This is a genomic window from Aminobacter sp. UC22_36, from assembly GCF_044056035.1.
In the GTDB taxonomy this organism is placed as follows: Bacteria; Pseudomonadota; Alphaproteobacteria; order Rhizobiales; family Rhizobiaceae; genus Aminobacter.
Genome location: NZ_CP171996.1, coordinates 3813153 through 3835280, shown reverse-complemented (window position 1 = coordinate 3835280; position 22128 = coordinate 3813153). Strand labels below are relative to the sequence as shown.

Sequence of the window (22128 nt, the reverse complement as noted above, 5' to 3'; positions counted from 1 at the left end):
CCTAGGCAGCATTTGCAACCCAGAGAGGACCTAATGAAAAAGATTGTGTTTGCCGTTGCAGCGCTCGCGCTCGCTACCACCGCAGCATTCGCCGATGTGATTGCTGATCGCCAGGCGGTGATGAAGGAGAATGCGAAGCAAGTCGGCACACTGGTGAAAATGGTGAAGGGCGAAACGCCGTTCGATGCGGCGGCGGTTGTCGCGGCCCTGACGGCTCTCAATAACAACGTCCAGAAGATCGATGTGGCAGCATCGTTCCCCGCCGGGAGCGACCAGGGCGACACCACCGCTTCGCCCAAGATCTGGGAAGACCTGGCCGGGTTCCAGGCTCAGGTCGACAAGTTCAAGGCCGTCACGGCCGCTGCGGTCGCAAGTCCGGCCGCTGATATCGATGCGCTGAAGGCGCAAGTGGGCACGATTGGCCAGACATGCGGCACTTGCCATGAAGCATTCCGCGTGAAGAAGGGCTGATCCCCTAGGGATGGCTGTTTTCAGGAAACTCGCTGTTGCGGCTCTGGCGCTTGGCGGTGCCGGGGCCGCAATCTTCTGGTGGCTGACGGTGCCAGAGAAGCTGGGGCCGGAGGCTCTGGCGGCATTGGGAACAGGTGATGCCACCCGTGGGCAGCGCATTTTCGATGCCGGCGGCTGTGCTTCATGCCACGCCAAGCCGAAATCCGAAGGCGATGCCCGCCTGCAGCTTGCAGGCGGTGTCGAGCTCAAGACGCAATTCGGCACCTTCGTGGCACCGAACATTTCTTCCGATCCCAATGACGGCATCGGCAACTGGTCGCTCGAAGACTTCGCCAACGCCATGCTGAAGGGTGTATCGCCTCAAGGGCAGCATCTTTATCCGGCATTCCCCTACGCATCCTATGCCCGGATGAAGCCTGCTGACGTTGCCGATCTCTATGCCTTCCTGAAGTCACTGCCACCGGTGGCCGGCATGGCGCCGGGCCACGATCTCGCTTTCCCGTTCAACGTCCGTCGAGGATTGGGGTTGTGGAAGCTGCTTTACCTCAGCAACGAGCCCGCTGTCGCATTTGCTGACGGCACGCCGGACAACGTTTTGCTTGGACGCGACCTCGTGGAAGGGGCAGGGCATTGCGGTGAATGTCACACGCCGCGCAGTCTTGCCGGCGGATCCGAGAAGGGCCAGTGGCTGGCCGGTGCAAAAGCCGCCGAAGGCGACGGTGTCGTGCCGAACATCACACCCGAAGGCAAGGGCATCAGTGGCTGGTCGGAGGGCGATATCGCCAGCTATCTCGAAACCGGGTTCACGCCGGAGTTCGATTCGGTTGGCGGCACCATGGTCGAGGTGCAGAAGAACATGGCCAGGCTGACCGCCGAGGACCGTGAGGCGATCGCCGCCTACCTCAAGGCGATCCCCGGGCATGCCAACGGCTACCCAGCGCAACAGCCAAAGCCGGCCGGTTGAGTAAACCGGCGACCAGAGGCCGCCGGTCCCATTTCAATGGCTAGGCACGCCCGACCACCTTCAGCGCGAAGGCATAATTGAAGGCGACTTCCTCAAGCCGTGAGAAGCGGCCCGAGGCGCCGGCATGGCCCGAATCCATGTTGATCTTGAACAGCACCGGGCTGCTGCCCGACTTGCGTTCGCGCAAGCGCGCCGCCCACTTGGCCGGCTCCCAATAAGTAACGCGCGGATCGGTCAGGCCGGCAACCGCCAGGATCGGCGGATAGTCGAGTGCCGCGACATTGTCGTAGGGCGAGTAGGCAGCGATGGTCCTGTAGTCGTCCTCCGAGGCGATTGGATTGCCCCATTCGGGCCATTCCGGCGGCGTCAGTGGCAAGGTGTCGTCGAGCATGGTTGTCAGCACGTCGACGAAGGGCACTTCGGCGATGATGCCGGCAAAGGCCTCCGGCGCCATGTTGGCGACCGCTCCCATCAGCATACCCCCGGCCGAGCCGCCTTGGGCGACGATGCGGTCGTGCGAGGTGTAGCGCTCGGCAACAAGGTGATGAGCCGTGGCGATGAAGTCGGCGAAGGTGTTGGTCTTGGTCGCGCGCTTGCCGTCGTCATACCAGGCGTAGCCCTTGTCCTTGCCGCCACGGATATGAGCGATGGCATAGACAAAGCCGCGATCGACCAGTGACAGGCAGTTGGTGTTGAACGACGCCGGAATGGTCATGCCGTAAGAGCCGTAGCCGTAGAGCAGGCATGGTGCGGTGCCATCGAGCGGCGTGTCGCGATGATGGATCAGCGAGATCGGCACCAGTTCGCCGTCCGCTGCAGGGGCCATCAGCCGCCGGGTGACATACTCGTCGGCATTGTGTCCGGAAGGCACTTCCTGGGTTTTCAGCAGAACCCGTTCGCGCGTGCGCATATTGTAGTCGAACAACTGCGTCGGCGTCGTCATCGACGAATAGGAAAACCGCATCATGTCGGTGTCGTATTCGTAAGAACCTGACAGGCCGAGGGAGAATGCCTCTTCGGGAAAGGAGATGTGGTGCTCGGCGCCGGTGGCGCGCTCATGGACAACAATCCGCGGCAGCCCTTCCTTGCGCTCGAGGCGGATCATGAAATCCTTGAAGCCGATCACCGACAGGATGAGCCGGCCCGGTTCATGGGCGACGAGTTCCTTCCAGTTCGTGCGCACCGGATCGCTGACCGGCGCGGTCATGATCTTGAAGTCCTTGGCGCCGTCGGCATTGGTCAGCACGAAGAAGATGTCGCCGCCTTCTTCGAGGTCGTATTGCAGGCCGATCTCGCGCGCTGCCACCAGTTTTGGTGCCGCCAGCGGATCGGCGGCCGGGAACAGGCGGTATTCGGATGTCTCATGATCGCTGATCGAGATCATGATCCAGTCATTGTTGCGGGTGCCGCCGACATTCATGAAGAAGCCGGGATCGGTTTCTTCATAGATCAGCTGGTCCGAACCGGGCTCGGTGCCGAGCGCATGGTAGAGGACCTTCGACGGCCGGTGATTGGGGTCGAGGCGAGTGTAGAAGAAGCCGGCATTGGCGGCGTCCCAGACACCCGAACCACCGGTGTCGCCAACGATGTCGGCAAGTTCCGCACCGCTGGCGAGGTCCCGGACCCTGAGCGTGTAGAACTCCGAACCCTTGTCGTCGAAACCCCAGATCAAGCGCTGGTGGTCGGAGGAGTGGTCCAGCCCGCCGAGGCGGAAATAGGCATGGCCGTCGGCTTCCTTGTCGCCGTCGAGGATGATTTCTTCGGGGCCGCCTTCGCTGGAGACGCGGAAGTAGCGCGGCTGCTCGCCGCCTTTCTTGAAGGAAGAGCCATAGGCGAAGGGGCCGTCCTTCATCGGTACCGAGGAGTCGTCTTCCTTGATGCGGCCCTTCATCTCCTCAAAGAGCTTCTTCCTGAGTTCGGCGGTGTCGGCCATCAACTCCGCCTGATAGCTGTTTTCCGCTTCGAGATGGCTGCGGATATCAGGGTCGAGCAGGCTCGGATCGCGGAAAACTTCCTGCCAGTTGTCGGCGCGCAGCCAGGCATATTCGTCCACGCGCGTGATGCCGTGATGCGTGTCGGAAACGGGTCGTTTCTCCGTCGAAGGAGGGGCGATATCGGCGAAAATGGCAGGTCTGGTCATTACGTCTCGCATGGGTGAATCTTGAATGGCGAATGAACACGCCGATCAGGGCGGGTTCAAGGGCTGAGTTGCAGTGTTCGTCAACGTTTCAATTGACCGGTCCTGCCGGAGGGAGATGAACATGTTCTTGAAAGCTACCGCAGCAGTTGTCGTTGCCTCGACTGTCGGGCTGCTGGCCGGCCAATCCCATGCGGCGGCGTTTGCCGCCTGGCAGGTGGCCGATGTTCCGTTTGGCGACACACTCAACATCCGCAAATACCCTTCCAACGGTTCACAGAAGCAGGCTGCCTATCCCAATGGCATGGTGCTGCAGATGACCGGCAAATGCACAGGCGGCGTCGATCTGCGGGACATCTCGCATCTGCCTGATTGGAAGCAGGAGCAGCGGATCCGCTATCGCTGGTGCCAGGTCTGGCATGACCCTGCCCAGAACGGACATTTCGTGACCGGCTGGGTCTACGGCAAGTACATCACGCCGTATTGACCGGATGTTGACGACAGTCCAGCTCCGGGTCGGCTGAAGGCGACACTTGTCGTTGACAAGGTCCGTTCAGGGTTGCCCCCACGTGGCCGGGAGTCTATGCCCTAGCTGTAATAACGTGAGACACTAAGAGGGCCTGCGCGCTGACCTTCCTTATCCTCATGCTGCCATTTGTCGGCGCGCTTTTCGCTCCGCTCCTGACCCGCGTGATGAAACACAATGCCGGCTGGGTGCTTGCTGCGGTTCCATTGCTTGTGTTCGTGCATTTCGCCGGAATGCTTGGGACTGTCGGCTCCGGATTTGCTGTTTCAGCTGGGTTTGACTGGGCGCCAAGCCTCGGTCTGCGTTTTTCCTGGTATCTCGACGGCCTGTCCTTGACCTTTGCGCTGCTGATCTCGGGTATCGGTACGCTGATCGTCATCTATTCCGGCGGCTATCTCAAAGGCCACCCGCATCAGGGGCGGTTTTTCTCGTTCATCCTGCTGTTCATGGGTGCGATGCTGGGGCTGGTGGTCTCGGATTCGTTCCTGATGCTGTTCGTCTATTGGGAGTTGACGTCGATCACGTCGTTCCTTTTGATCGGCTTCGACCATGCCCGGGAAGCCTCGCGACGCGCGGCGCTGCAGGCGCTGCTGGTGACCGGCCTGGGCGGGCTTTCGCTGCTGGCGGGCTTGCTGGTGATTGCGCAGGTGACCGGTTTGAACGAGCTTTCGTCGCTGCTCAGCTCCGGCGATATCCTGCGCAACAGCCCGCTCTATCTTGTTGCGCTTGCGCTGGTGCTCGGCGGCGCTTTCACCAAGTCGGCGCAGTTTCCGTTCCATTTCTGGCTGCCAAACGCCATGGAGGCGCCGACGCCGGTTTCGGCCTATCTGCACTCGGCAACCATGGTGAAGGCCGGTGTTTATCTGGTGATGCGGCTCAACCCGGTCATGGGGGATACAGCGGCCTGGGAAACGATCCTGCCGCTGTTTGGCGGTGTCACACTGGCCATTGGCACGCTGCTGGCCGTGCGCCAGACCGATCTCAAGCTGATGCTCGCCTACACCACCGTCGCCTCGCTCGGGCTCCTGGTGATGCTGACCGGTCTTGGCACCGACAAGGCGATAGAGGCGGCGGCGCTTTATCTTATCGCGCATTCGATGTTCAAGGGCGCGCTGTTCATGGTCGCCGGTCTGATCGACCATGAGACGGGTACACGCGACATCACAAGGTTGCGCGGTCTGCGCAAAGCCATGCCGATCACCTTCACGGCGGCGATGCTCGCAGCGCTTTCGATGGGCGGGTTGCCGTTGTTCTTCGGCTTCCTTGCCAAGGAAGAGATTTACGCCGCACTTGGTTCGCCCGAAGGCTGGCAGGCCGCGTTGCTTGTCGTTGCCATCTGCGGCAATGCGCTGATGTTTGCCATCGGCTTTGCGGTTGCGCTTCGGCCGTTCATCGGCGAGTTGGCAAAAACGCCGAAGGCCGCGCATGAGGGGCCGATATCGTTGTGGCTTGGGCCGGTCGTGCTTGGTGTCGCCGGACTTGCGGCAGCACTTGCCTCGCCGATTGTACACCCGTTCTTCTCATCGCCGACTGCCAGTGCCGTTGCCGGAAGCGCTATCGACGTCACGATCTCGACAATTCCGCACCCGGGCGTGCCGCTGCTGCTTTCGGGGCTTACCGTTGCGCTGGGCATCGCAGCCTATCTCGGGCTTGACCGGCTGCGCGCAGCAATGGCTGGCGTACTCAGGATCATCGGCTGGGGGACCGGACCAGGGCTTCGACCAGGTGCTGCGCGGATTGCTGCGCCTCGCCACTGGCCTGACCCGCGTCATCCACAATGGCCGCCTCGACATCTACATGACCGTCACCTTCGCGGCGGTGGCGGTGGCGCTTTTGTTGCCGATGATGCTGTTTGACGAACTACCGTCGATGCCAGGCATCCCCGAGTTCCGCTTCTATGAATGGGGTGTCTTGGCCATTGCGGTCATTGGCGTTGCGGCCGTGGTTCATGCGCGCAGTCGCCTGACGGCGATCGTCTCACTTGGCATCCAGGGCTTTGCGGTCGCCTTGCTCTATATGCTGTTTGGCGCGCCGGATTTGTCGTTCACCCAGTTCATGGTCGAAACGCTGTCGGTGGTCATCCTCGCATTGGTGATGACGCGTCTCAGGCTGGCGCCAACCGATCACCGGCCGTTCGGGCAGAAGCTGGCGGACATGATCATCGCCGGCGCATGCGGCGTTGGCTTCGCCTTGCTGCTGTTGAAAGTGACGCAACTGCCGTTCGATGACCGGCTGTCGCAGTTCTTCAGCACCTATTCCAAGACGATCGCCCATGGCCGCAACGTCGTGAACGTCATCATTGTCGACTTCCGCGGCCTCGACACGCTGGGCGAGATCGCGGTGGTGATGGTCACTGGCCTGGCGATCCTGGCCTTGGTGCGCATCCGCTCGAAGAAGACGGAAGTGCGCGCGACCGTGGCCGAGGAGGCGTAGCATGCAGACGCTGATCTTCAGGACCGCGACCCCCTTTCTCACCGGCCTGATGCTGATGTTTTCGGTGTTCGTGCTGCTGCGCGGCCACAACGAGCCCGGCGGCGGGTTCACCGGCGGCCTGATCGCGGCATCGGCCTTCGCCATCCACGGCATTGCTTTCGGTGTGCCTGCCGTACGTCGCGCGCTCTATTTCCATCCCATGGCAATTGCCGGCTTCGGGCTGTTTGCATCCGCTGTTGCCGGTTTGCCGTCGCTGCTGTTTGGCGTGCCATTCCTGACGGGATTGTGGAGCGCGCCAAGCCTCTTCGGCATCAGCGTCGACCTGTCGACGGTCATGGTCTTCGACATCGGCGTCTATCTCGTTGTGGTCGGATCGTTCACCTCGATCGCGCTCGCCCTCGAAGACAGGGAGCACGATTGATGGAAGCCGTCTTCGCAATCCTCGTTGGCCTGTTCTTCGCTGCCGGCATTTACCTGATGCTGTCGCGGCACATCATTCGCATTCTTCTCGGCGTCGTCTTGTTCGGCAACGCCGTCAATCTGCTGATCTTCACCAACGGCCGCCTCATGCGCGAGGTGCCGCCGATCATCACCGAGGGGCTTGATGTGCCGGCAGGTGCCGTGGCCAACCCGTTGCCGCAGGCGCTGATCCTGACAGCAATCGTCATTTCGTTTTCGTTCTTCGCTTTCCTGTTGGTGCTTGCCTATCGCGCCTACCAGGAGATCGGCACCGACGACACCGACGGCATGCGTGTTGCCGAACCGGCCGACGATGGCCTGCCGCCGATGGGGTATTGAACGAATGGCTGTGCAAGGCGAGGTCGTCGACAAGGCCGCAGCGATGATTGCCGGGCCGGTGGCCGCGGCCGACTGGCTGATCATCGCACCGGTATTGCTGCCGATCGTTGCGGGTGCGGTGCTGCTGATGATCCGGCACAACATTCGCTGGCATGCGTTGCTGGCGCTTGCCGTGCTCGCGGCCATGGTAGGCACGAACAGTCTTTTGCTGCAGCGTGTGCTGGGCGAGGGGCCCATCTCCATGACCATGGGAAGCTGGCTGCCACCGTTCGGCATCTCTTTCACCGTCGATGCGTTGGGCGCTGCTTTCTCGTTGACGGCGGCGCTCGTTGCGCTTGTCTGCTGCGCCTATTCGGTGCGCGATGTCGACACACCGGGCCGCCGCTACGGCTTCTATCCATTCCTGATGTTGATGATGGCAGGCGTCAGCGGCGCTTTCCTGACCGGCGACATGTTCAACCTCTATGTCTGGTTCGAGGTCTTCCTGATCTCGTCCTTTGGCCTGCTCATCCTGGGATCCGAAAAGGCCCAGATCGACGGCGCCACCAAATATGCGATCCTCAATCTCGTCGGCACGACGCTGTTTTTGATCGCCACCGGTTATCTCTATGGAACCTTCGGGACGCTCAACATGGCGGACCTTGCCACCAAGGCAGGACAGATCGGCGAAGCCGCCCCGCTGATGACGCTGGCGACGCTCTTCCTGCTCGCCTTCGGCATGAAGGCGGCGGCCTTTCCCGTCAACTTCTGGCTGCCGGCCTCCTACCATACGCCGCCGGTCATCACCGGCGCGCTGTTTGGCGGGCTTTTGACCAAGGTTGGCATCTATGCGTTGCTGCGCACGCTGGTGATGATCTTTGCTGTCGAGCGCGCGGCGCTCGCCGGAGTGATCGGCTGGGTGGCGGTTGCGACAATGCTGATCGGCGCGCTCGGCGCCCTGGCGCAGTCCGACATCCGCAGGATCGCCGGGTTCCTGGTCATTTCAGGCGTCGGCATCATGCTCGCTGGCATCGCGCTCGGCAGCAATGGCGGGCTCTCAGGGGCGATATTCTACGCGCTGCATTCGATGCTGGCGCTGTCGGCGCTTTATTTGCTTGGCGGTTTGATGCGCCAGCGTGGCGGAAGCTTTTCGCTTCACAAGCTGTCAGGGCTCTACGGTGCGAGCCCGCTTCTCGCCTTGCTTGCTTTCATCATCTCGCTGGCGGTCGCCGGCTTGCCGCCTGGCTCTGGGCTTTGGCCCAAGGTGATGCTGGTGCGGGCGGCACTCGACAGCGGCGCATGGCAGATCGCCGCAGCGATCCTGCTGAGCGGGTTCCTGGCCACCATCGCACTCGGCCGCGTATTCATCCTGGCATTCTGGCGTATCGAGGTTCCCGGTGCACAAACGGCGGCTACAGGCTCGATGTCGGTGCTCGGTTGCAGTGCCTTGGGGGGGCTGACCTTGGCGATGCTTGCGATGGGGGTTGTCCCAGAGCCGTTCATCCGCATCGCAACGGCCGCCGCCAGCGGATTGCTTGACGCATCGGCCTATGTACATGCGGTCTTCCCGACGGGGACAGGATCATGATTCCGTTCCGCAACGAACTGATACTGGCCTTTTTCTGGGTCGCCATCTCGGGTAGCTACTCGATCCCCAATTTGGTCTTTGGTTTTGTAATCGGGTGGATTGTCTTGTTTCTGGTGCGCGACCAGCTTCAGGCCACAAAGGCCGTCATCCGCCCCATCGCGTTGCTTTTGCTCATAGCGCTGTTCATCAAGGAAGTGATCCTGTCGGCATTCAGGGTTGCAAGGGTGGTGCTGTCGCCTCGCATGGACATCAAGCCTGGCATCTTTGCTTATCCTTTGAAGGTCGACCGGGATTTCGAAATCACCCTGCTCGCCAATCTGATCACGCTGACGCCTGGCACGCTGTCGGTCGATGTCTCAGATGATCGGCGCACGCTGTTCGTGCACGGAATGGACTGCTCTGACCCTGAACAGGCGCGGCGCGACATCAGTCAGGGTTTCGAGCGCAGAATACTGGAGGCATTCCGATAATGTCTGGAGCTGCTTTCTTGAACATGTGCGCGATCTTTGCGCTTGGCATTCTCACCATCTCGTTTCTGCTGGTGGTGGTCCGCGTCGTGAGGGGGGCCGTCGCTGCCCGACCGGATCCTCGCGCTCGATATGCTTGTTGCCGTTGCTATCGGTTTTATTGCCGTACTCGGCGTGCGTTCCGGCTTCACACTTTATGTCGACGTCGCCATCGCGCTCGGCCTCGTCGGCTTCCTCGCCACCGTCGCCTTCGCCCGTTTTGTGATGAGTGGTGGCGTCGACGCTCAAAAAGAAGAAGCCAAGGAGCAGCGGCCATGATCGATGGCGTTGGCGACTATCTAGCCGGAGCTCTCATCATCGTCGGCGCGTTGTTTGCACTGACCGCGTCTATCGGATTGTTACGCCTTCCTGATGTCTATACGCGGATGCATGCAGCCTCGAAGGCCGGTACATTGGGATCCTGCTTCATGTTGATTGCACTTGCTGTGCATATCGGCGAATTCGCCACAACATTACGTGCGCTGGCTGGTGTTGTGTTCTTTTTGCTGACTGCCCCCATCGCTGCACATTTGCTTGCAAAGGCGGCCTATTCGGCGGGTTATCGCATGTGGCGAGGCTCTGTGAACGACGATTTGGCTGAAACGGTAACGGAGTCAAAGAAGAACGGCCCGATTGGAGCTGATCGTTGACAATGACCCTATGGGACAACTTTCAGCGTTGTCCAAATTGATCTCATGCGATAACGATACCGTATCAAAAAGGTTCATTTGTTAGAGATGTGTTGAAGCCATTGTTATTGTAGTTCACAAAGAATAGTGAATTGACTTGTTCTGTGGACAGGCTCATTAAAGTGATGGAGTGCGAGTCGCAAAGGCAATTTGCGATACAAGAACGCACCGCATCCCGGTCGCAACATCGGGCAAAAAAACATCCAGTCACATTGGGGCCTAAGCATATGGATACTTCCGAAACGCCTGCAACCAACAACGACACGCTGATCGAGTTGACCGCCGATGTGGTGGCCGCCTATGTCAGCAACAATCCAGTTCCGGTCGGAGAACTTCCGGGCCTGATCGCAGATGTCCACGCAGCCCTTGGCCGCGTTGGCAATGTCACCGAGACGCCGCCTGCCGACAAGCAGAAGCCGGCCGTCAATCCGAAGCGCTCGGTGCATGACGACTACATCATCTGCCTTGAAGACGGTAAGAAGTTCAAATCCCTGAAGCGTCACTTGATGACGCACTACAACATGACCCCGGACCAGTATCGTGAGAAGTGGGGCCTCGACGCCAGCTATCCGATGGTGGCGCCGAACTACGCGGCTGCGCGTTCGCAACTCGCCAAGAAGATGGGCCTGGGCCGCAAGCGCAAGACCAAGTAACGCTCTTCGAAAGATTTTCGGCTTGCGGCGCCTTCGGGCGCCGCATTGCGTTTTGGCCTGATACGGCGCGACAGCAGCGACAGCCTTGCCGGTGGCCAGGAAAGACGCGCTTGAGCCGGTCGCACTGCTTGAGCGCCATGAGGTGATTGAGTTCATAGCTCCGGCGGCGATCAACGCCGCTCAACCGCTCGCAGGCGATTACCCGCTCGAGCCGCTTGAGCAGGGCCCAATGCCTATGCCGGCTCTGCTCGAAATCCACTCGAAAGCGCGATCCCGCAGCAGCGCTGCAAGGCAGCCCGTTGCCGAGCGTTGGTAAGCTCGCTCAGGGTGCCTCTTATTATTGACGCTACAACTTCCTCTGAAGGACCCTGCATTGCGTGCTGGCACGTCACTGCAATCCAGGCGACGGCGCTGGTCGGGACCGCAAGATGCTGCGTTGGGGAGGGCTGCCCCGGATTGTGATGACAGGGGCTCAGGCGACCTGGTGGAGCGCTGCCTCGGCGTCGCGCTTGATGCGCTTGACCATCGAGCGCAGGCCGTTGGCGCGCTGGGGCGACAGGTGCTCGTTGAGGCCCAACTCCTTCAGGGTCGCCTCGGCGTCGATGGCCCTGATCTCGCTGGCACGATGGCCGGAAAACAGCGCGAGCATGATGGCGACGAGTCCACGCACGATATGGGCATCGGAATAGCCCTCGAAGCGGATGACCGGGTCGGCGCCGTCGCCCTGATGGGTCACCAGCCAGACCTGGCTGACGCAGCCCTGGACCTTGTTGGTGTCGGTCTGGGCGCTTTCAGGGAACGATGGAAGCGCTTCGCCCAGGTCGATGACATAGCGATATCGGTCCTCCCATTCGTCGAGGAATGAGAAGTCGTCGCGGATGGTGTCGATCGAGGTCGTCATGATGCCTTGGATATAGTGGCAGCGCCGCTGCCCGTCACGAAAAAAGAAAGACACCACAGGCGCCAGAGGCGGGCGACCTGCGGTGGGGCCTGGCGTGTCGGTGCCAAATCGGGTCGATATTGGCAAGTCCGACGGCAGATCCAAAATTGGTGGCGTGTCGTTGGCGCGCGGGGGCGGGACGAAAGAGGAATCAGTTGGCCGGCGCCACGGGTTGGACGACCTGATCGTTGTGGACTTCCGGCACGCTGCCGGTCTGAGTGGCGGTGTCAGGCTTGCCGAACTGCTGGTCGAGTGCCTCATAAGCGATGCGTGCGCTTTCGCGGGCCCGGACGCCGATGGTCTGCATTGCCGCCTTGCCGGTCTCGCAAACGTCGGGCTTGCGCTCGCAAATGCCGGCGATATCGCCGACCGCCTCGCGCGCGGCAAAAATGGCCTGCAATGGGCTCACGCTGTTCTCGCCATCGGGCCCGGTGCCCAGCGGCAGCAGGAGCAGGACGAGCGAGAACCAGAATGCGGTCCTGATGAGAAAGCCCATGGTGTGCCTCTTGTGGTCTGGCGGGCCGGTTTGTGTTTCGCGGCCTCACATCTTGTTGGGCCGACAATGCCATGAAGGAACGAAGGAGCGATTGCTGCAAAAGGTGGTATTTTGCGAAGGCTTTTCACCAAAGTTTAACGGACTGGCCCAGCCTGCGGGCCCGTTCGCCAAGGCAATGTCTCACAAGACTCGTAAGCAATTGATTTAAATTGCGAAACTGCCTGAGGGCGAGCTTGGGACAGATTCGACGGGCCCAAGTCGGCAAATAACCCCCCGTTTACCATGGCGAGAACTGTTCTCGAATGTCGGCGTTGTGATCCCGATATTCGCCATGTGGCCGGGTTTCGGTCGGTCAGCTTTATCCCTTCATTAAAGGCTCGGTGCGAGTTTGGGGACAACTACAGAAGAGCCGCAAAGCGAGCCACGGAAGAGTGCGTAGCGTTGAGTTTTGTCATGACCAGATACGGTGAGTTTTCCGGCGCGATGGCCGGCGGCTGTGATCGGCTGGTCCATCCGTCGACCGATGGCTCCGAGCGTTCGCGCCAAAGACGCCTCGTCGGCCTGCTGCTGGCGGCCCCGTTTCTCGTGGCTGGGGCGGGCGTGACTCGGTTTCAGCGACTCTCGGCGCGGCGCCCACCTTTGCTGTCATTTTCGCCGCCTTCAGCCTGAGCTGGCTTGCTGCACTGCTGATTGCCGCTACGGGCAAGGCCACGCAGATCGGTGCGGCATCCCTGGTTGTCGCAACGGCCGCAATCGCTGCAATCGTAGCTGCTGCGGGCGGACTGACCTCGCCGGCGACGCTTCTGGTCGCAGCACTTCCGCTGGAAGCGATGTGGGTGTGGCGTACGCGCAAGGCGACGATGTTTGGAGCAATTGCAGCCGTCGTAGCTCTGCTGTCTCAAGGTTTCCTTGATGCCATGCCTTTCGCCGAGGGGGCAGCGATATCTGCCTGGCATTGGCTTCTGCCGGTTGCCTGGCTTGCCACTTTTGCTGCTCGCGCAGCTGCATTTCTGAATCGCCGCGTTGAACAGCACGAAGCGCCGGCCGATATGCTGGAAAAGGTCCTCAAGGCGGTTGTGCTGCGCGTTGCCCACAATGGCGACGTGACCGACGTGTCCGATCAGGCACGGACCATGCTGCGGCTGCAGCCGGAACTCTTGCTGGGAACGGCTCTTTTCGACCGCATCCATGTGGCGGATCGTGTCGGCTATCTCTGCGCGCTCGCGGACATGCGCGACGGTGCCCAATTGCGCGAGGTTGAACTGCGCTTGCGCCTGCCCAGGCAGAATGAAGGCGATGCCGGCGACAATTTCCGGCCATTTGCACTCGAGTTGATGAAGGCCGAAGGTCAGGCGATTGTTGCGATCATTCGTGACAACGACACTGTCGCGGAGCTGCGTGACCAACTGGCCAAGGCAGCCGACGCGGTCAAAGGCGCAGAGCTTGCCAAGAGCAACTTCCTCGCTGCCGTCAGCCATGAGCTGCGCACGCCGCTGAACGCGATCATCGGCTTTTCCGACATGTTGCTGCACGAGATGTTCGGCGGGTTTCAGGAGCCGCGCCAGAAGGAATATGTCGGCATCGTCCGCGATTCTGGCCAGCATCTGCTCGACGTGGTGAATTCGATCCTCGACGTCACCAAGATCGAGTCGGGCTGCTACGCGATCAACCCGGAGCCTTTCAAGTTCCGCGAGGCGGTCGACATGTGCGCCTCTATGCTGGCATTGCAGGCTCAGGCCAAGGCGCTCGACCTGGCTGTCGAAGTGGCTGCCGGCACGGGCGAGGTCAAGGCCGACCGGCGCGCCGTGCAGCAGATGCTGATCAACCTGGTTTCCAATGCGGTGAAGTTCACCCCCGATGGCGGCAGGGTCGAGATTGGCGCCAAGCGTCTTGGTTCGCGTCTGCACTTCTGGGTGTCCGACACAGGCATCGGCATTGCCCGGGATGACCTGTCGCGGTTGGGCACCCCCTTCATGCAAATCCAGAACGACTATACGCGCCGCTTCGAAGGCACAGGCCTTGGGCTGTCGCTGGTCAAGGGGCTGGTTGCCCTGCACGATGGCACCATGTCGATCGAGAGTGCGCTGGGCGAAGGAACGACTGTCACCATCAGCCTGCCGATCGAGGGACCGGCCTTCCGGCCTGAACCTGCGAAGGGCGAGCTGATGAGGCTTCCTGCCGGCAGGAACAAGGAGATGCGCAGTGGCCCGCTCCGCAAAGCAAGCTAAACGGCAGGTCATTGAAGAGCGCAGCCCGCTGCAGGATGGCGTCGTGGCGCTTGGCGGACTGATTGCACGCAATCCGGTTCTGGTCGGCGGCTCGACGGCCTTTCTGGTGGCGCTGTTTTATGTCTCGGCGAATGCGTTGTGGTACCAGCCATATGCACACAAGGGCGCATTCTTCTCGACCCGCGAAGCGGTCGAGTTTCCCGACATGAACGAAAATACACCCGAGACCACGATCAAGATCGAACGCCCGCAGGAAGCTGTTGAGGTCGTGAGGCCGCAGGGCGATCCACGGATCGAGCAGGTCCAGAGCATCCTGAAGGATCTTGCCTTTTACGATGGGGCGGTTGACGGGCTGAACGGGCCAGCGACACGCGGCGCCATCCAGGCCTACCAGAAGAAAGTCGGTCTGGCCGCGACTGGCGAGATCGATCCGTCGCTGCTCCAACAGCTCGGCGCTGCCGAAACCACCGCCGGTATTGCGCCCAAGCCGACGCCGCGCGCACAAGCGACGCCTGCGCCGACGCCGAAGACGGCAGCGGCTCCGGTACCTGCGCGCTTCGAACCGACGACCGATGCCAGCATCAGCGCGCGGATCATGAAGATCCAGGCCGGGCTCAAGGCCTTTGGCAATGACGGCATCGAGATCGATGGCGTTCCCGGCGCAAGGACCAAGGCGGCAATCCGTGAATTCCAGACCCTTTTCGGCTTGCCTGAAACGGGCGAGCCCGATCCGGGCGTCTACGTCAAGATGCGCGAGATCGGCCTGACCAACTGATGCCAGGTGGCTTCGGGCCGGATTGCCCTGTCCGCATGCATTTCAACTCGCTATAGAGGCCTCGTCGAAACTGCGAGCGGGCCGGGCTTATGCGTCTAACCACTGATTTTTGGGTGTCGGCCCTGCTGCGTCGGGTGTTTGGCGAGGGTGGCTTTGGAGCGATCCTCAATCGTGGAGCGCTGGAGGCAGGCGCGGTCTTCATCCTGACCCGCGATCGCTTCGGCCGCTCGAATTTGTACGGACCAGCACCACAGACCAGCTACGACATGGCGCGGCCAGGAGAACGCCAGTTCAGCCTGCTTGAAAGCGACGATGATGGAACGGCGATTGAAAAGCGGCTCGAGCGCGAACGCCGTTTCGATCCCGACATCTGGGTGATCGAAATCGAGCCGGGCCAGACCGAGATCAAAGACCTGGTTTCGCTTACGACGCCCTGAGCTGGTTGCCTTTCGGTCCGGTAGACCTGGTTCTGGGCTGCTCGGCATTGCTGCGGATACGGGCGCCGACTGACGCCGCCTTCCAGTCACGCACGCGGTCGAGCGCCACATCGCGATGCAGAACGCGGTAGCGCTCGAGGAACAGCCTGATCGACTCGGCATGGGCGAATTGGCCTGGAAAGATCGTGGCTGCGAGCAGGAACGCTTGCTCCTCGGCAAGGTCCAGCGCCTTGAGCGCGTCGATAAGCGAAGAGTATCCGGACTTTTCGGTGATCGAGCGGGCGGTCTGAAAATCGATCTCCAGCGCACTGGCAAGCGCGGTCTGGAAAAAAGTGTCGTTGCCTGTGAGCGCGGTCGCCCTGAGCGTGTCGTAGGCCGGCGCGCGTTCTTGCTCTTCGTTCGGTCCCGGTTGAAGCGCAGCGTTGGGCGCCATCATCGAGCGAAGCCGGCGACGGACATTCTCTGCGAGTTGCCCAGGAACGAGGTCGCCGGGCATGGCCGCGGCCGGGGCAGTTGCTGCCAAACCGGTTTCCGCGGCTGCCGGCGCTTCGTCCAGCGCCGCTGTCTCGGGATAGACCAGGCGCGGGCGCTCGAGCACCCTGATCAGGTCGGCGATGGTCTTGTGCAGGTTTGGACGGCGCGCGATAACGCGTGCATGCGGCAGGCCGTGGCGACCGATCAAGGAGATGAGCGTCACATCTGAGAGAAGCGGCGAACGGATAAGCAGCGGGGCTGCAATGTCGACGCTTTCGTCACAGAGTTTTCGCACCAGACCAAACGGTGCGTATTCGCTTTCGGAAAACGCTGCGGCAACGAACCGGCGGGCTTCGACCGACACCTTGTCGAACAGCGGGAGTGTGAGGTCCTCCAGTTGCGCGATCTCGCGGCGTGAAGGCCGGGGCAGGGCGCAGAATGCCGAGACCGCCGCCCGGAACAGCCGTTCTGGCTTCCCGGTTTCGCGTCCAATGGCAATTTGCCTGAAGTCCGATGCTGACACGAACGGGTACGCCTGACAAAAACTCGACACTGCCTTGGAAGCGGTCGGACGCGGATGCGTCGTGGCTCCCTAAGGTGAATATAAACTTAGCGAGGATTTGTTAGCGCACTGTTAACTCTCGCGTTAAGGAATCCATTTGTTACCAATCAGTTACGAGGTTTTTTTATCAAGGCTCACCAAATGGACCTCGTCGTGGTCGCGGCATTGGCAATGCTGCTGCTTTCACGCGCTTCTAACGCCACTCGGATATCAAGGGGGTGCCAAAGACGCAGTGGCAACGCCAGGAGTTGAATCAAATCTTTGGCAGTAACGGACTGTTAACTCTCTGCTGGCCTTATCGAGGCGGAGGCGTTGCGTGCTTACTCCGGTCGAACCGAGAGGGAAATCGCGAACCATGGGCAGCGTTGTGTCATTCATGCCGCGTCGTGCGGCCATCCGCCGGTCTCCCCGGACAGCGGAAACTTCAGCATCCATCATCATCTTTCCTGGCGTACGCTACGAGCGAACCAAGGGCCCGGTTGCCAGTGCAGGCGAGTTGCGAAACGACGCATCCCGCCGCAACGATCCGCTGCCGCGACACTGACGGCGGCAGTAGGTTGCGCTGCGCAGGCATTGCGCGCCTGACTGGATGCCGGCTTTTTACTGGATGTCGCAGTTGATGCCGTCAAGGAAGCGCGAAACCATCGGCTTCCAGCTGTCGTCTGGAACGAAGACGCGGACGACGACGATGCCTTCGTCGATAGGTGTTTCGACAAAGATCGATTTCTCGAACTCCGGCGGCAATTCCTTGCGCAAGTCGATCATCTGCGCCGGCGTCAACACGACGAAATCAAGGTTGCCGTCGGTCGCGGTGCGGTCGTTGAAGCTGTAGATGTTTTGCCCGCTACGGTCATAGACCGAGGCCGACCAGTAGGGGACCTTGCCGGCATTATCGATGCGCACGACACCTTCATTGAGATCGAAGCGGCAGGCGGCTTCATAGAAGGACGGATCGAGCGCCTTCACCACCGGCATCCCGCCGATCTCCTGGTCGAGGCGGACAACCTTGTTGGGGCCCGCTACCATGGCCAGGCGCGACCAGGCATCTCTTTCTGAAAAGCTGGGCACCAAAAGCAGGATGACGATGTGGGCGATGCCTGCGCCTAACAGCCCGATCGCCAGTGCATGAAGAAGCCTACGCATTGCACTGAACCCTGACGATGCGCGGCATTTCGATGCCGGACAGGCCAGTACTGCTGGCAATGGGAGTGTCATAGAGGGTCAGCACCAGGTTCATTGCGCCGACGCCTCCGACTGCGAGCCAGTTACCCGGTTCAGGCCGTACGCCGACTGAAACGCTGATGGAATTGTCGGGTTGGCGCAGCACCTCCAGCGAATGCAACGAAGCGTCGCGACGTATCCCCGACTTGAGTGCCATATGCGCCCTGTCTGTCGCATAAAGCGTCCAGAACCTGGCAACCGGCAGCGATCCCTCGAGGCGATAGCTGCATTCGCTTCTCAGCGTGACACCGGTGGAGTCGCGATCCGCGACAAAACTGAGACCTTCCGCGCGGCCGAGCGCAAGAACGCCGTCGCGCGCTACGCGCGCCTTGGAGTAGGGATCGGCTTCAGGCGTGCCGATATCGGGAAAAGCCGTCCATGGGCCGACAGATACGGCGCCGATGCCTTCTTGTGAGTTGAGCACCATGCCCACGCTTGCCGCACCACCGCCGACCGCGACGGCAAGGGCCAGAGCTATCAGGAGCGATTGTTTCAGCATGAGCCGCCGCAGGATGGAGTTGGCGGAGGAATATCCTGCTCTTTGACTGGAAGGCAAGCGGGGAGAGGCTGCAACTGTTGGGTGAACACGTGCTGGCCTGACCTTTGCGACGTCACAACGCAGACAGCGTCTCGGGTTCGGGCGGCGCAGCGATTGCCGGCGCCTTTTCGAAGAAGTCGGCGATGTCACGCAGAGCACGCGTGGTCGTGCTGGAAAGGACCGGGGGGCGATCGGAGGTATCTGCGGCTTGCTGCGGGCCGGTCTTCGCGGCCTCCTCGGCCTTGGCGATTGCGGCCGGATCAACGAAGGGAGCCTTGATGCCCGGGATCGGCTTCAGGTCGATGTTCTGGTGGGCATAGGCCATGAAACGCTGCCACACCATGGCTGGCAGCGAACCGCCGGTCATGTTGTTGGTGGTCGAGAAGTCGTCGTTACCGAGCCAGACGGCGGCCGTGTAGTTGCCGGTAAAGCCGATATACCAGGCGTCGCGATAGGACTGCGTGGTTCCCGTCTTGCCGGCGGAGCGGATGTTGGGAAGCGCTGCCTTGCGCGCCGTGCCGACCTCGGGGATCTGCACCATGATCGAGTTCATCGAAGCCACCGCCTGTTCGGACAGCACACGGTGTGGCGGCGGCGCGTCCTTGCTGTAGTCGTAGATGAGCTGGCCTGAATGGGTGACGAGCTGGGTGATGCCGTGGCGGGTACCGACCATGCCGTCCTGCGCCAGCACGCTGTAGCCGGTCGCCTGATCCATGACCGTCAGGCCGGACGTGCCGAGCACCATCGTCTTGTGCGAACTCACTGGAGATTCGACGCCCATAGCCTCGGCCATCGCCTTGATCGGCGGGATCGACAGGTGATCCTTGGCCAGCCGCACCGGAACGGTGTTGATCGACTTGATCAGTGCGGTCGAAAGCGTCATGCGCCCGGAATAGCCGCGGGTGTAGTTTTTCGGCGACCAGGCGCCCCAACTGATCGGCCCATCCGAGATGACCGATTCCGGGGTGAAGCCGTTTTCCATGGCGGTGGCATAGACGTAGGGCTTGAACGATGAGCCGGTCTGGCGCTGCGCCCTGGTGGCGCGATTGAACTGACTGGCGCCATAGTCGCGTCCGCCGACGATGGCGCGGACAGCGCCGTTGGTCTCAATGACGACCACCGCACCTTCGGTGACGTGATATTCCTTGCCAAACTGGCGCAGGTGGAACTCGACCGACTCTTCAGCCGCCTTCTGGATGTTCATGTCGATCGTCGTACGGGCGACCAGCGAGTGGATGCCGGATTTCGCCGCGATCTTCTTGACCTCGTCGAAGGCCCAATCGAGGAAGTAGTCGGGGCTTTTGCGGTCGCCACGGTCGACGATGTCTGCTGGATGCAGGCGCGCCGACAGCACCTGGCCCTCGGTCATGAAGCCTGCCTGCACGAGGTTGCTCAACACGACGTTGGCACGAGCGCGGGCGGCCGGAAGATTGATGTGGGGGGCATATTTGGTTGGCGCCTTGAACAAGCCCGCCAGCATAGCCGCTTCGGCAAGGTTGAGGTCCTTGACCTGCTTGCCGAAATAGAAATCGGCCGCGGCCGCGATGCCAAACGTGCCACCGCCCATGTAGGCGCGGTCGAGATAGAGCTGCAGGATCTCTTTCTTCGAAAGGTTCGATTCTAGCCAGATCGACAGGAAGGCTTCCTTGACCTTGCGCTCGACGGTGCGCTCGTTGGTAAGAAACAGGTTTTTGGCCAACTGCTGGGTGAGACTTGAGCCACCCTGGACGACCGAGTTGGCGCGCACATTTTCCGACATGGCGCGGATAAGGCCGAGGAAGTCGATGCCGTAATGTTCGAAGAAGCGCCGGTCCTCGGTCGCCAGCACTGCCTTGATGACATGATCCGGCATCTCGTCAACAGGGACCGAGTCGCGCTGGATGATGCCGCGCTGGCCGATCTCGTTGCCATAGCGGTCAAGGAAGGTGACGGCGAAGTCGTCCTGGTTACGCCAGTTACCTGTGGTTTCCTGGAAGGCCGGCATGGCGAGCGCCAGCATGACCACCGAACCGCCGGCAGCCATTGTGAATGACTCGCTCAAGACCTCGATGACACCGCGGCGCCAGCCTTTGACGCGGAAACGGCGGAAGAAGATGGTGGAGCTTTCCCGAGAACTGCTGCGCCCTGAAGCGGAGTTCGTACAAAGAAGAGTCGAGCCAGGCATCAAGTGCCAGCAGGCCGGCCGCGATGCGGCCTCTCTTCTTGCGTGGTTCGATGGGATTTTCCATTCGAGACGAGCCCGGCACGTGATTGCAGCTTATACCAAAACACTTTTGCTGGCGAATTCAGGGCGCGCGTCCCTCGGCCCATGTCCGACTTGTCACCGATTTTTGTTGCCGCGACAAGAGCAAGTTGGACACACCAACGGGATAAGAAAAACGCATTTGATAGTGCCTGGCTATCGTCAAAGAAGTGTAGCCAAACGGGCCGCGCCGGCAGTCAAATCCCCAAATCATCTACATGGAGGTTTCGTTGGTCGCAAAAGCGGACGAGCGATGGCACGCGCTGAGCGTCCTGCTTGAGAGTTGAGAGTACGAAGGTCGATGCGGTATCGGCCAAGCAACGGATGGGCAAGAACTAGCAGGCTTGCAATCGGGGGCGTTTGCATGAATTCATCGTTCATTCCACGTTCAGCACTGCTGTATTAGAAATCCGGGCATGAAAACGTTTCGCTCCATATTCCGGCCTGCCATGACTGCGCTTTGCGCGGCTGGTCTGTTTGCCACCTCAGTGGCAGCAGCACCCATGCGCTCTGCGGAAAGTGGCGAGATCATTGTGGCTGCCGCGGATTGTTATTCGATTGGCCAACAGGTGGCCGACCAGCACGGCGGCACCTTGGCACGGGCGTCCGAATCCAATCAGGGCGGACAGTCGGTCTGCGTGATCGTGGTGCTGGTTCCCGCCAAGGACGGCCAGCGTCCGCGTCGCGTCGAGGTCGTCGTGCCGGCCAACTAGGCTGGATTTCCCGTAACGCCGGAATCGCCTATATCTCTGTCATCTTTCCACTGGTCGCAAAACCGCATGCGCATACTCGTCGTCGAAGATGACAAGGACCTGAACCGCCAGATATCAGAGGCGCTGACCGACGCCGGCTATGTCGTGGACAAGGCCTTTGACGGCGAGGAGGGGCATTTCCTCGGCGATACCGAGCCCTATGACGCGATCGTGCTCGACATCGGCCTGCCGCAGATGGACGGTATCAGCGTCGTCGAGCGCTGGCGCCGCGAGGGCCGCAAGACGCCGGTGCTGATGCTGACGGCGCGCGACCGCTGGAGCGACAAGGTTGCCGGCATCGATGCCGGTGCCGACGATTACGTCACCAAGCCGTTCCATATCGAAGAAGTGCTGGCGCGGGTGAGGGCGCTTATCCGCCGCGCCGCCGGTCACGCTTCGTCCGAGTTGTCTTGCGGGCCGCTCAGGCTCGACACCAAGGCGTCGAAGGCCGACGTCAATGGCGTGCCGCTGAAGCTCACCTCGCACGAGTTCCGCCTGCTGGCCTACCTCATGCACCACATGGGTGAGGTGGTATCCCGCAGCGAGCTGGTCGAGCATCTCTATGACCAGGATTTCGACAGGGATTCCAACACCATCGAGGTGTTTGTCGGGCGCCTTCGCAAGAAGATGGGCATCGACATGATCGAAACCGTCCGCGGTATGGGTTACCGCATGCGCGAGCCGGAGGCGTAAGGCGGAAAAGTTCAGCAAACGACTGG

The 22128-nt window shown here is 61.1% G+C and carries 20 protein-coding genes and 3 pseudogenes; 16 read left to right on the top strand and 7 right to left on the bottom strand.

The features are described from left to right. Nucleotides 1-33: 33 nt before the first annotated feature. The gene (locus ACHMW7_RS22220) at nt 34-471 is read left to right on the top strand and encodes a c-type cytochrome (protein WP_395447621.1); all 438 of its coding nucleotides are present in this window, start codon (nt 34-36) and stop codon (nt 469-471) included. A gap of 10 nt (nt 472-481) precedes the next feature. Continuing rightward, nucleotides 482-1435 (top strand): c-type cytochrome, encoded by a 954-nt coding sequence (locus ACHMW7_RS22215; RefSeq protein WP_395447620.1) that lies wholly within the window; start codon nt 482-484, stop codon nt 1433-1435. A gap of 40 nt (nt 1436-1475) precedes the next feature. Here the strand turns inward: ACHMW7_RS22215 and ACHMW7_RS22210 are convergent, their stop codons facing one another. After that, nucleotides 1476-3575, bottom strand: a complete 2100-nt coding sequence (locus tag ACHMW7_RS22210; protein ID WP_395447619.1) for a S9 family peptidase — start codon at nt 3573-3575, stop codon at nt 1476-1478. A 115-nt stretch (nt 3576-3690) separates the two neighbouring features. Between ACHMW7_RS22210 and ACHMW7_RS22205 the strand changes: the two genes are divergently transcribed. The 9 genes and pseudogenes from ACHMW7_RS22205 (at nt 3691) to ACHMW7_RS22165 (ending at nt 10744) form a co-directional block, all read left to right on the top strand. Continuing rightward, complete coding sequence (locus ACHMW7_RS22205; protein ID WP_395447618.1) at nt 3691-4059, top strand: SH3 domain-containing protein; 369 nt, start codon at nt 3691-3693, stop codon at nt 4057-4059. 158 nt (nt 4060-4217) lie between these two features. Beyond that, nucleotides 4218-6531: pseudogene (locus ACHMW7_RS22200) on the top strand (putative monovalent cation/H+ antiporter subunit A). Between the two features lies 1 nt (nt 6532). Beyond that, entirely contained in the window at nt 6533-6952 is a 420-nt protein-coding gene (locus ACHMW7_RS22195) for a Na+/H+ antiporter subunit B (RefSeq protein WP_395447617.1), read from the top strand. Then, the gene (locus ACHMW7_RS22190; RefSeq protein ID WP_395447616.1) at nt 6952-7329 is read left to right on the top strand and encodes a Na+/H+ antiporter subunit C; all 378 of its coding nucleotides are present in this window, start codon (nt 6952-6954) and stop codon (nt 7327-7329) included. The genes ACHMW7_RS22195 and ACHMW7_RS22190 overlap by 1 nt, the downstream gene beginning before the upstream one ends. A gap of 4 nt (nt 7330-7333) precedes the next feature. Continuing rightward, nucleotides 7334-8896, top strand: a complete 1563-nt coding sequence (locus ACHMW7_RS22185) for a Na+/H+ antiporter subunit D (RefSeq protein WP_395447615.1) — start codon at nt 7334-7336, stop codon at nt 8894-8896. Then, complete coding sequence (locus tag ACHMW7_RS22180; protein WP_395447614.1) at nt 8893-9366, top strand: Na+/H+ antiporter subunit E; 474 nt, start codon at nt 8893-8895, stop codon at nt 9364-9366. The genes ACHMW7_RS22185 and ACHMW7_RS22180 overlap by 4 nt, the downstream gene beginning before the upstream one ends. Further along, nucleotides 9366-9681 (top strand): annotated as a pseudogene (locus tag ACHMW7_RS22175) (cation:proton antiporter). The gene ACHMW7_RS22180 and the pseudogene ACHMW7_RS22175 overlap by 1 nt, the downstream one beginning before the upstream one ends. After that, on the top strand, nt 9678-10052 hold the full coding sequence (gene mnhG, locus ACHMW7_RS22170) for a monovalent cation/H(+) antiporter subunit G (RefSeq protein ID WP_395447613.1): 375 nt from the start codon (nt 9678-9680) through the stop codon (nt 10050-10052). Before ACHMW7_RS22175 ends, mnhG begins: the two are co-directional and overlap by 4 nt. A 266-nt stretch (nt 10053-10318) precedes the next feature. After that, entirely contained in the window at nt 10319-10744 is a 426-nt protein-coding gene (locus ACHMW7_RS22165) for a MucR family transcriptional regulator (RefSeq protein WP_395447612.1), read from the top strand. 472 nt (nt 10745-11216) lie between these two features. Here the strand turns inward: ACHMW7_RS22165 and ACHMW7_RS22160 are convergent, their stop codons facing one another. Together ACHMW7_RS22160 and ACHMW7_RS22155 are read right to left on the bottom strand one after the other, a co-directional pair. Then, nucleotides 11217-11645 (bottom strand): SufE family protein, encoded by a 429-nt coding sequence (locus ACHMW7_RS22160; RefSeq protein ID WP_395451411.1) that lies wholly within the window; start codon nt 11643-11645, stop codon nt 11217-11219. Nucleotides 11646-11835: 190 nt separating this feature from the next. Further along, a complete protein-coding gene (locus ACHMW7_RS22155) occupies nt 11836-12180 on the bottom strand; it encodes a DUF5330 domain-containing protein (protein WP_395447611.1) in 345 nt (114 codons plus the stop codon). Between the two features lie 1049 nt (nt 12181-13229). On the opposite strand from ACHMW7_RS22155, the gene ACHMW7_RS22150 reads away from it, so the two are divergent. The 3 genes from ACHMW7_RS22150 (at nt 13230) to ACHMW7_RS22140 (ending at nt 15620) form a co-directional block, all read left to right on the top strand. Continuing rightward, nucleotides 13230-14408, top strand: a complete 1179-nt coding sequence (locus ACHMW7_RS22150) for a sensor histidine kinase (RefSeq protein ID WP_395447610.1) — start codon at nt 13230-13232, stop codon at nt 14406-14408. Continuing rightward, nucleotides 14383-15183 (top strand): peptidoglycan-binding protein, encoded by an 801-nt coding sequence (locus ACHMW7_RS22145; protein ID WP_395447609.1) that lies wholly within the window; start codon nt 14383-14385, stop codon nt 15181-15183. The genes ACHMW7_RS22150 and ACHMW7_RS22145 overlap by 26 nt, the downstream gene beginning before the upstream one ends. 89 nt (nt 15184-15272) lie before the next feature. Continuing rightward, on the top strand, nt 15273-15620 hold the full coding sequence (locus tag ACHMW7_RS22140; RefSeq protein WP_395447608.1) for a DUF1491 family protein: 348 nt from the start codon (nt 15273-15275) through the stop codon (nt 15618-15620). Here the strand turns inward: ACHMW7_RS22140 and ACHMW7_RS22135 are convergent. The 4 genes and pseudogenes from ACHMW7_RS22135 to ACHMW7_RS22120 all read right to left on the bottom strand — a co-directional run bounded on the left by ACHMW7_RS22135 (nt 15607) and on the right by ACHMW7_RS22120 (nt 20643). Continuing rightward, complete coding sequence (locus ACHMW7_RS22135; RefSeq protein ID WP_395447607.1) at nt 15607-16617, bottom strand: hypothetical protein; 1011 nt, start codon at nt 16615-16617, stop codon at nt 15607-15609. The two genes, ACHMW7_RS22140 and ACHMW7_RS22135, sit on opposite strands and share 14 nt — an antisense overlap. Before the next feature lie 639 nt (nt 16618-17256). Next, nucleotides 17257-17799: a DUF1254 domain-containing protein gene (locus tag ACHMW7_RS22130; protein ID WP_395447606.1), complete on the bottom strand. Its 543-nt coding sequence runs from the start codon at nt 17797-17799 to the stop codon at nt 17257-17259. Next, complete coding sequence (locus ACHMW7_RS22125) at nt 17792-18376, bottom strand: DUF1214 domain-containing protein (protein ID WP_395447605.1); 585 nt, start codon at nt 18374-18376, stop codon at nt 17792-17794. Before ACHMW7_RS22125 ends, ACHMW7_RS22130 begins: the two co-directional genes overlap by 8 nt. A gap of 112 nt (nt 18377-18488) precedes the next feature. Beyond that, nucleotides 18489-20643 (bottom strand): annotated as a pseudogene (locus ACHMW7_RS22120) (transglycosylase domain-containing protein). A 430-nt stretch (nt 20644-21073) separates the two neighbouring features. Between ACHMW7_RS22120 and ACHMW7_RS22115 the strand changes: the two are divergent. Both ACHMW7_RS22115 and ACHMW7_RS22110 read left to right on the top strand, forming a co-directional pair. After that, nucleotides 21074-21370: a hypothetical protein gene (locus ACHMW7_RS22115; protein WP_395447604.1), complete on the top strand. Its 297-nt coding sequence runs from the start codon at nt 21074-21076 to the stop codon at nt 21368-21370. 66 nt (nt 21371-21436) lie between these two features. After that, nucleotides 21437-22102 (top strand): response regulator transcription factor, encoded by a 666-nt coding sequence (locus tag ACHMW7_RS22110; protein WP_395447603.1) that lies wholly within the window; start codon nt 21437-21439, stop codon nt 22100-22102. Nucleotides 22103-22128: the final 26 nt, after the last annotated feature.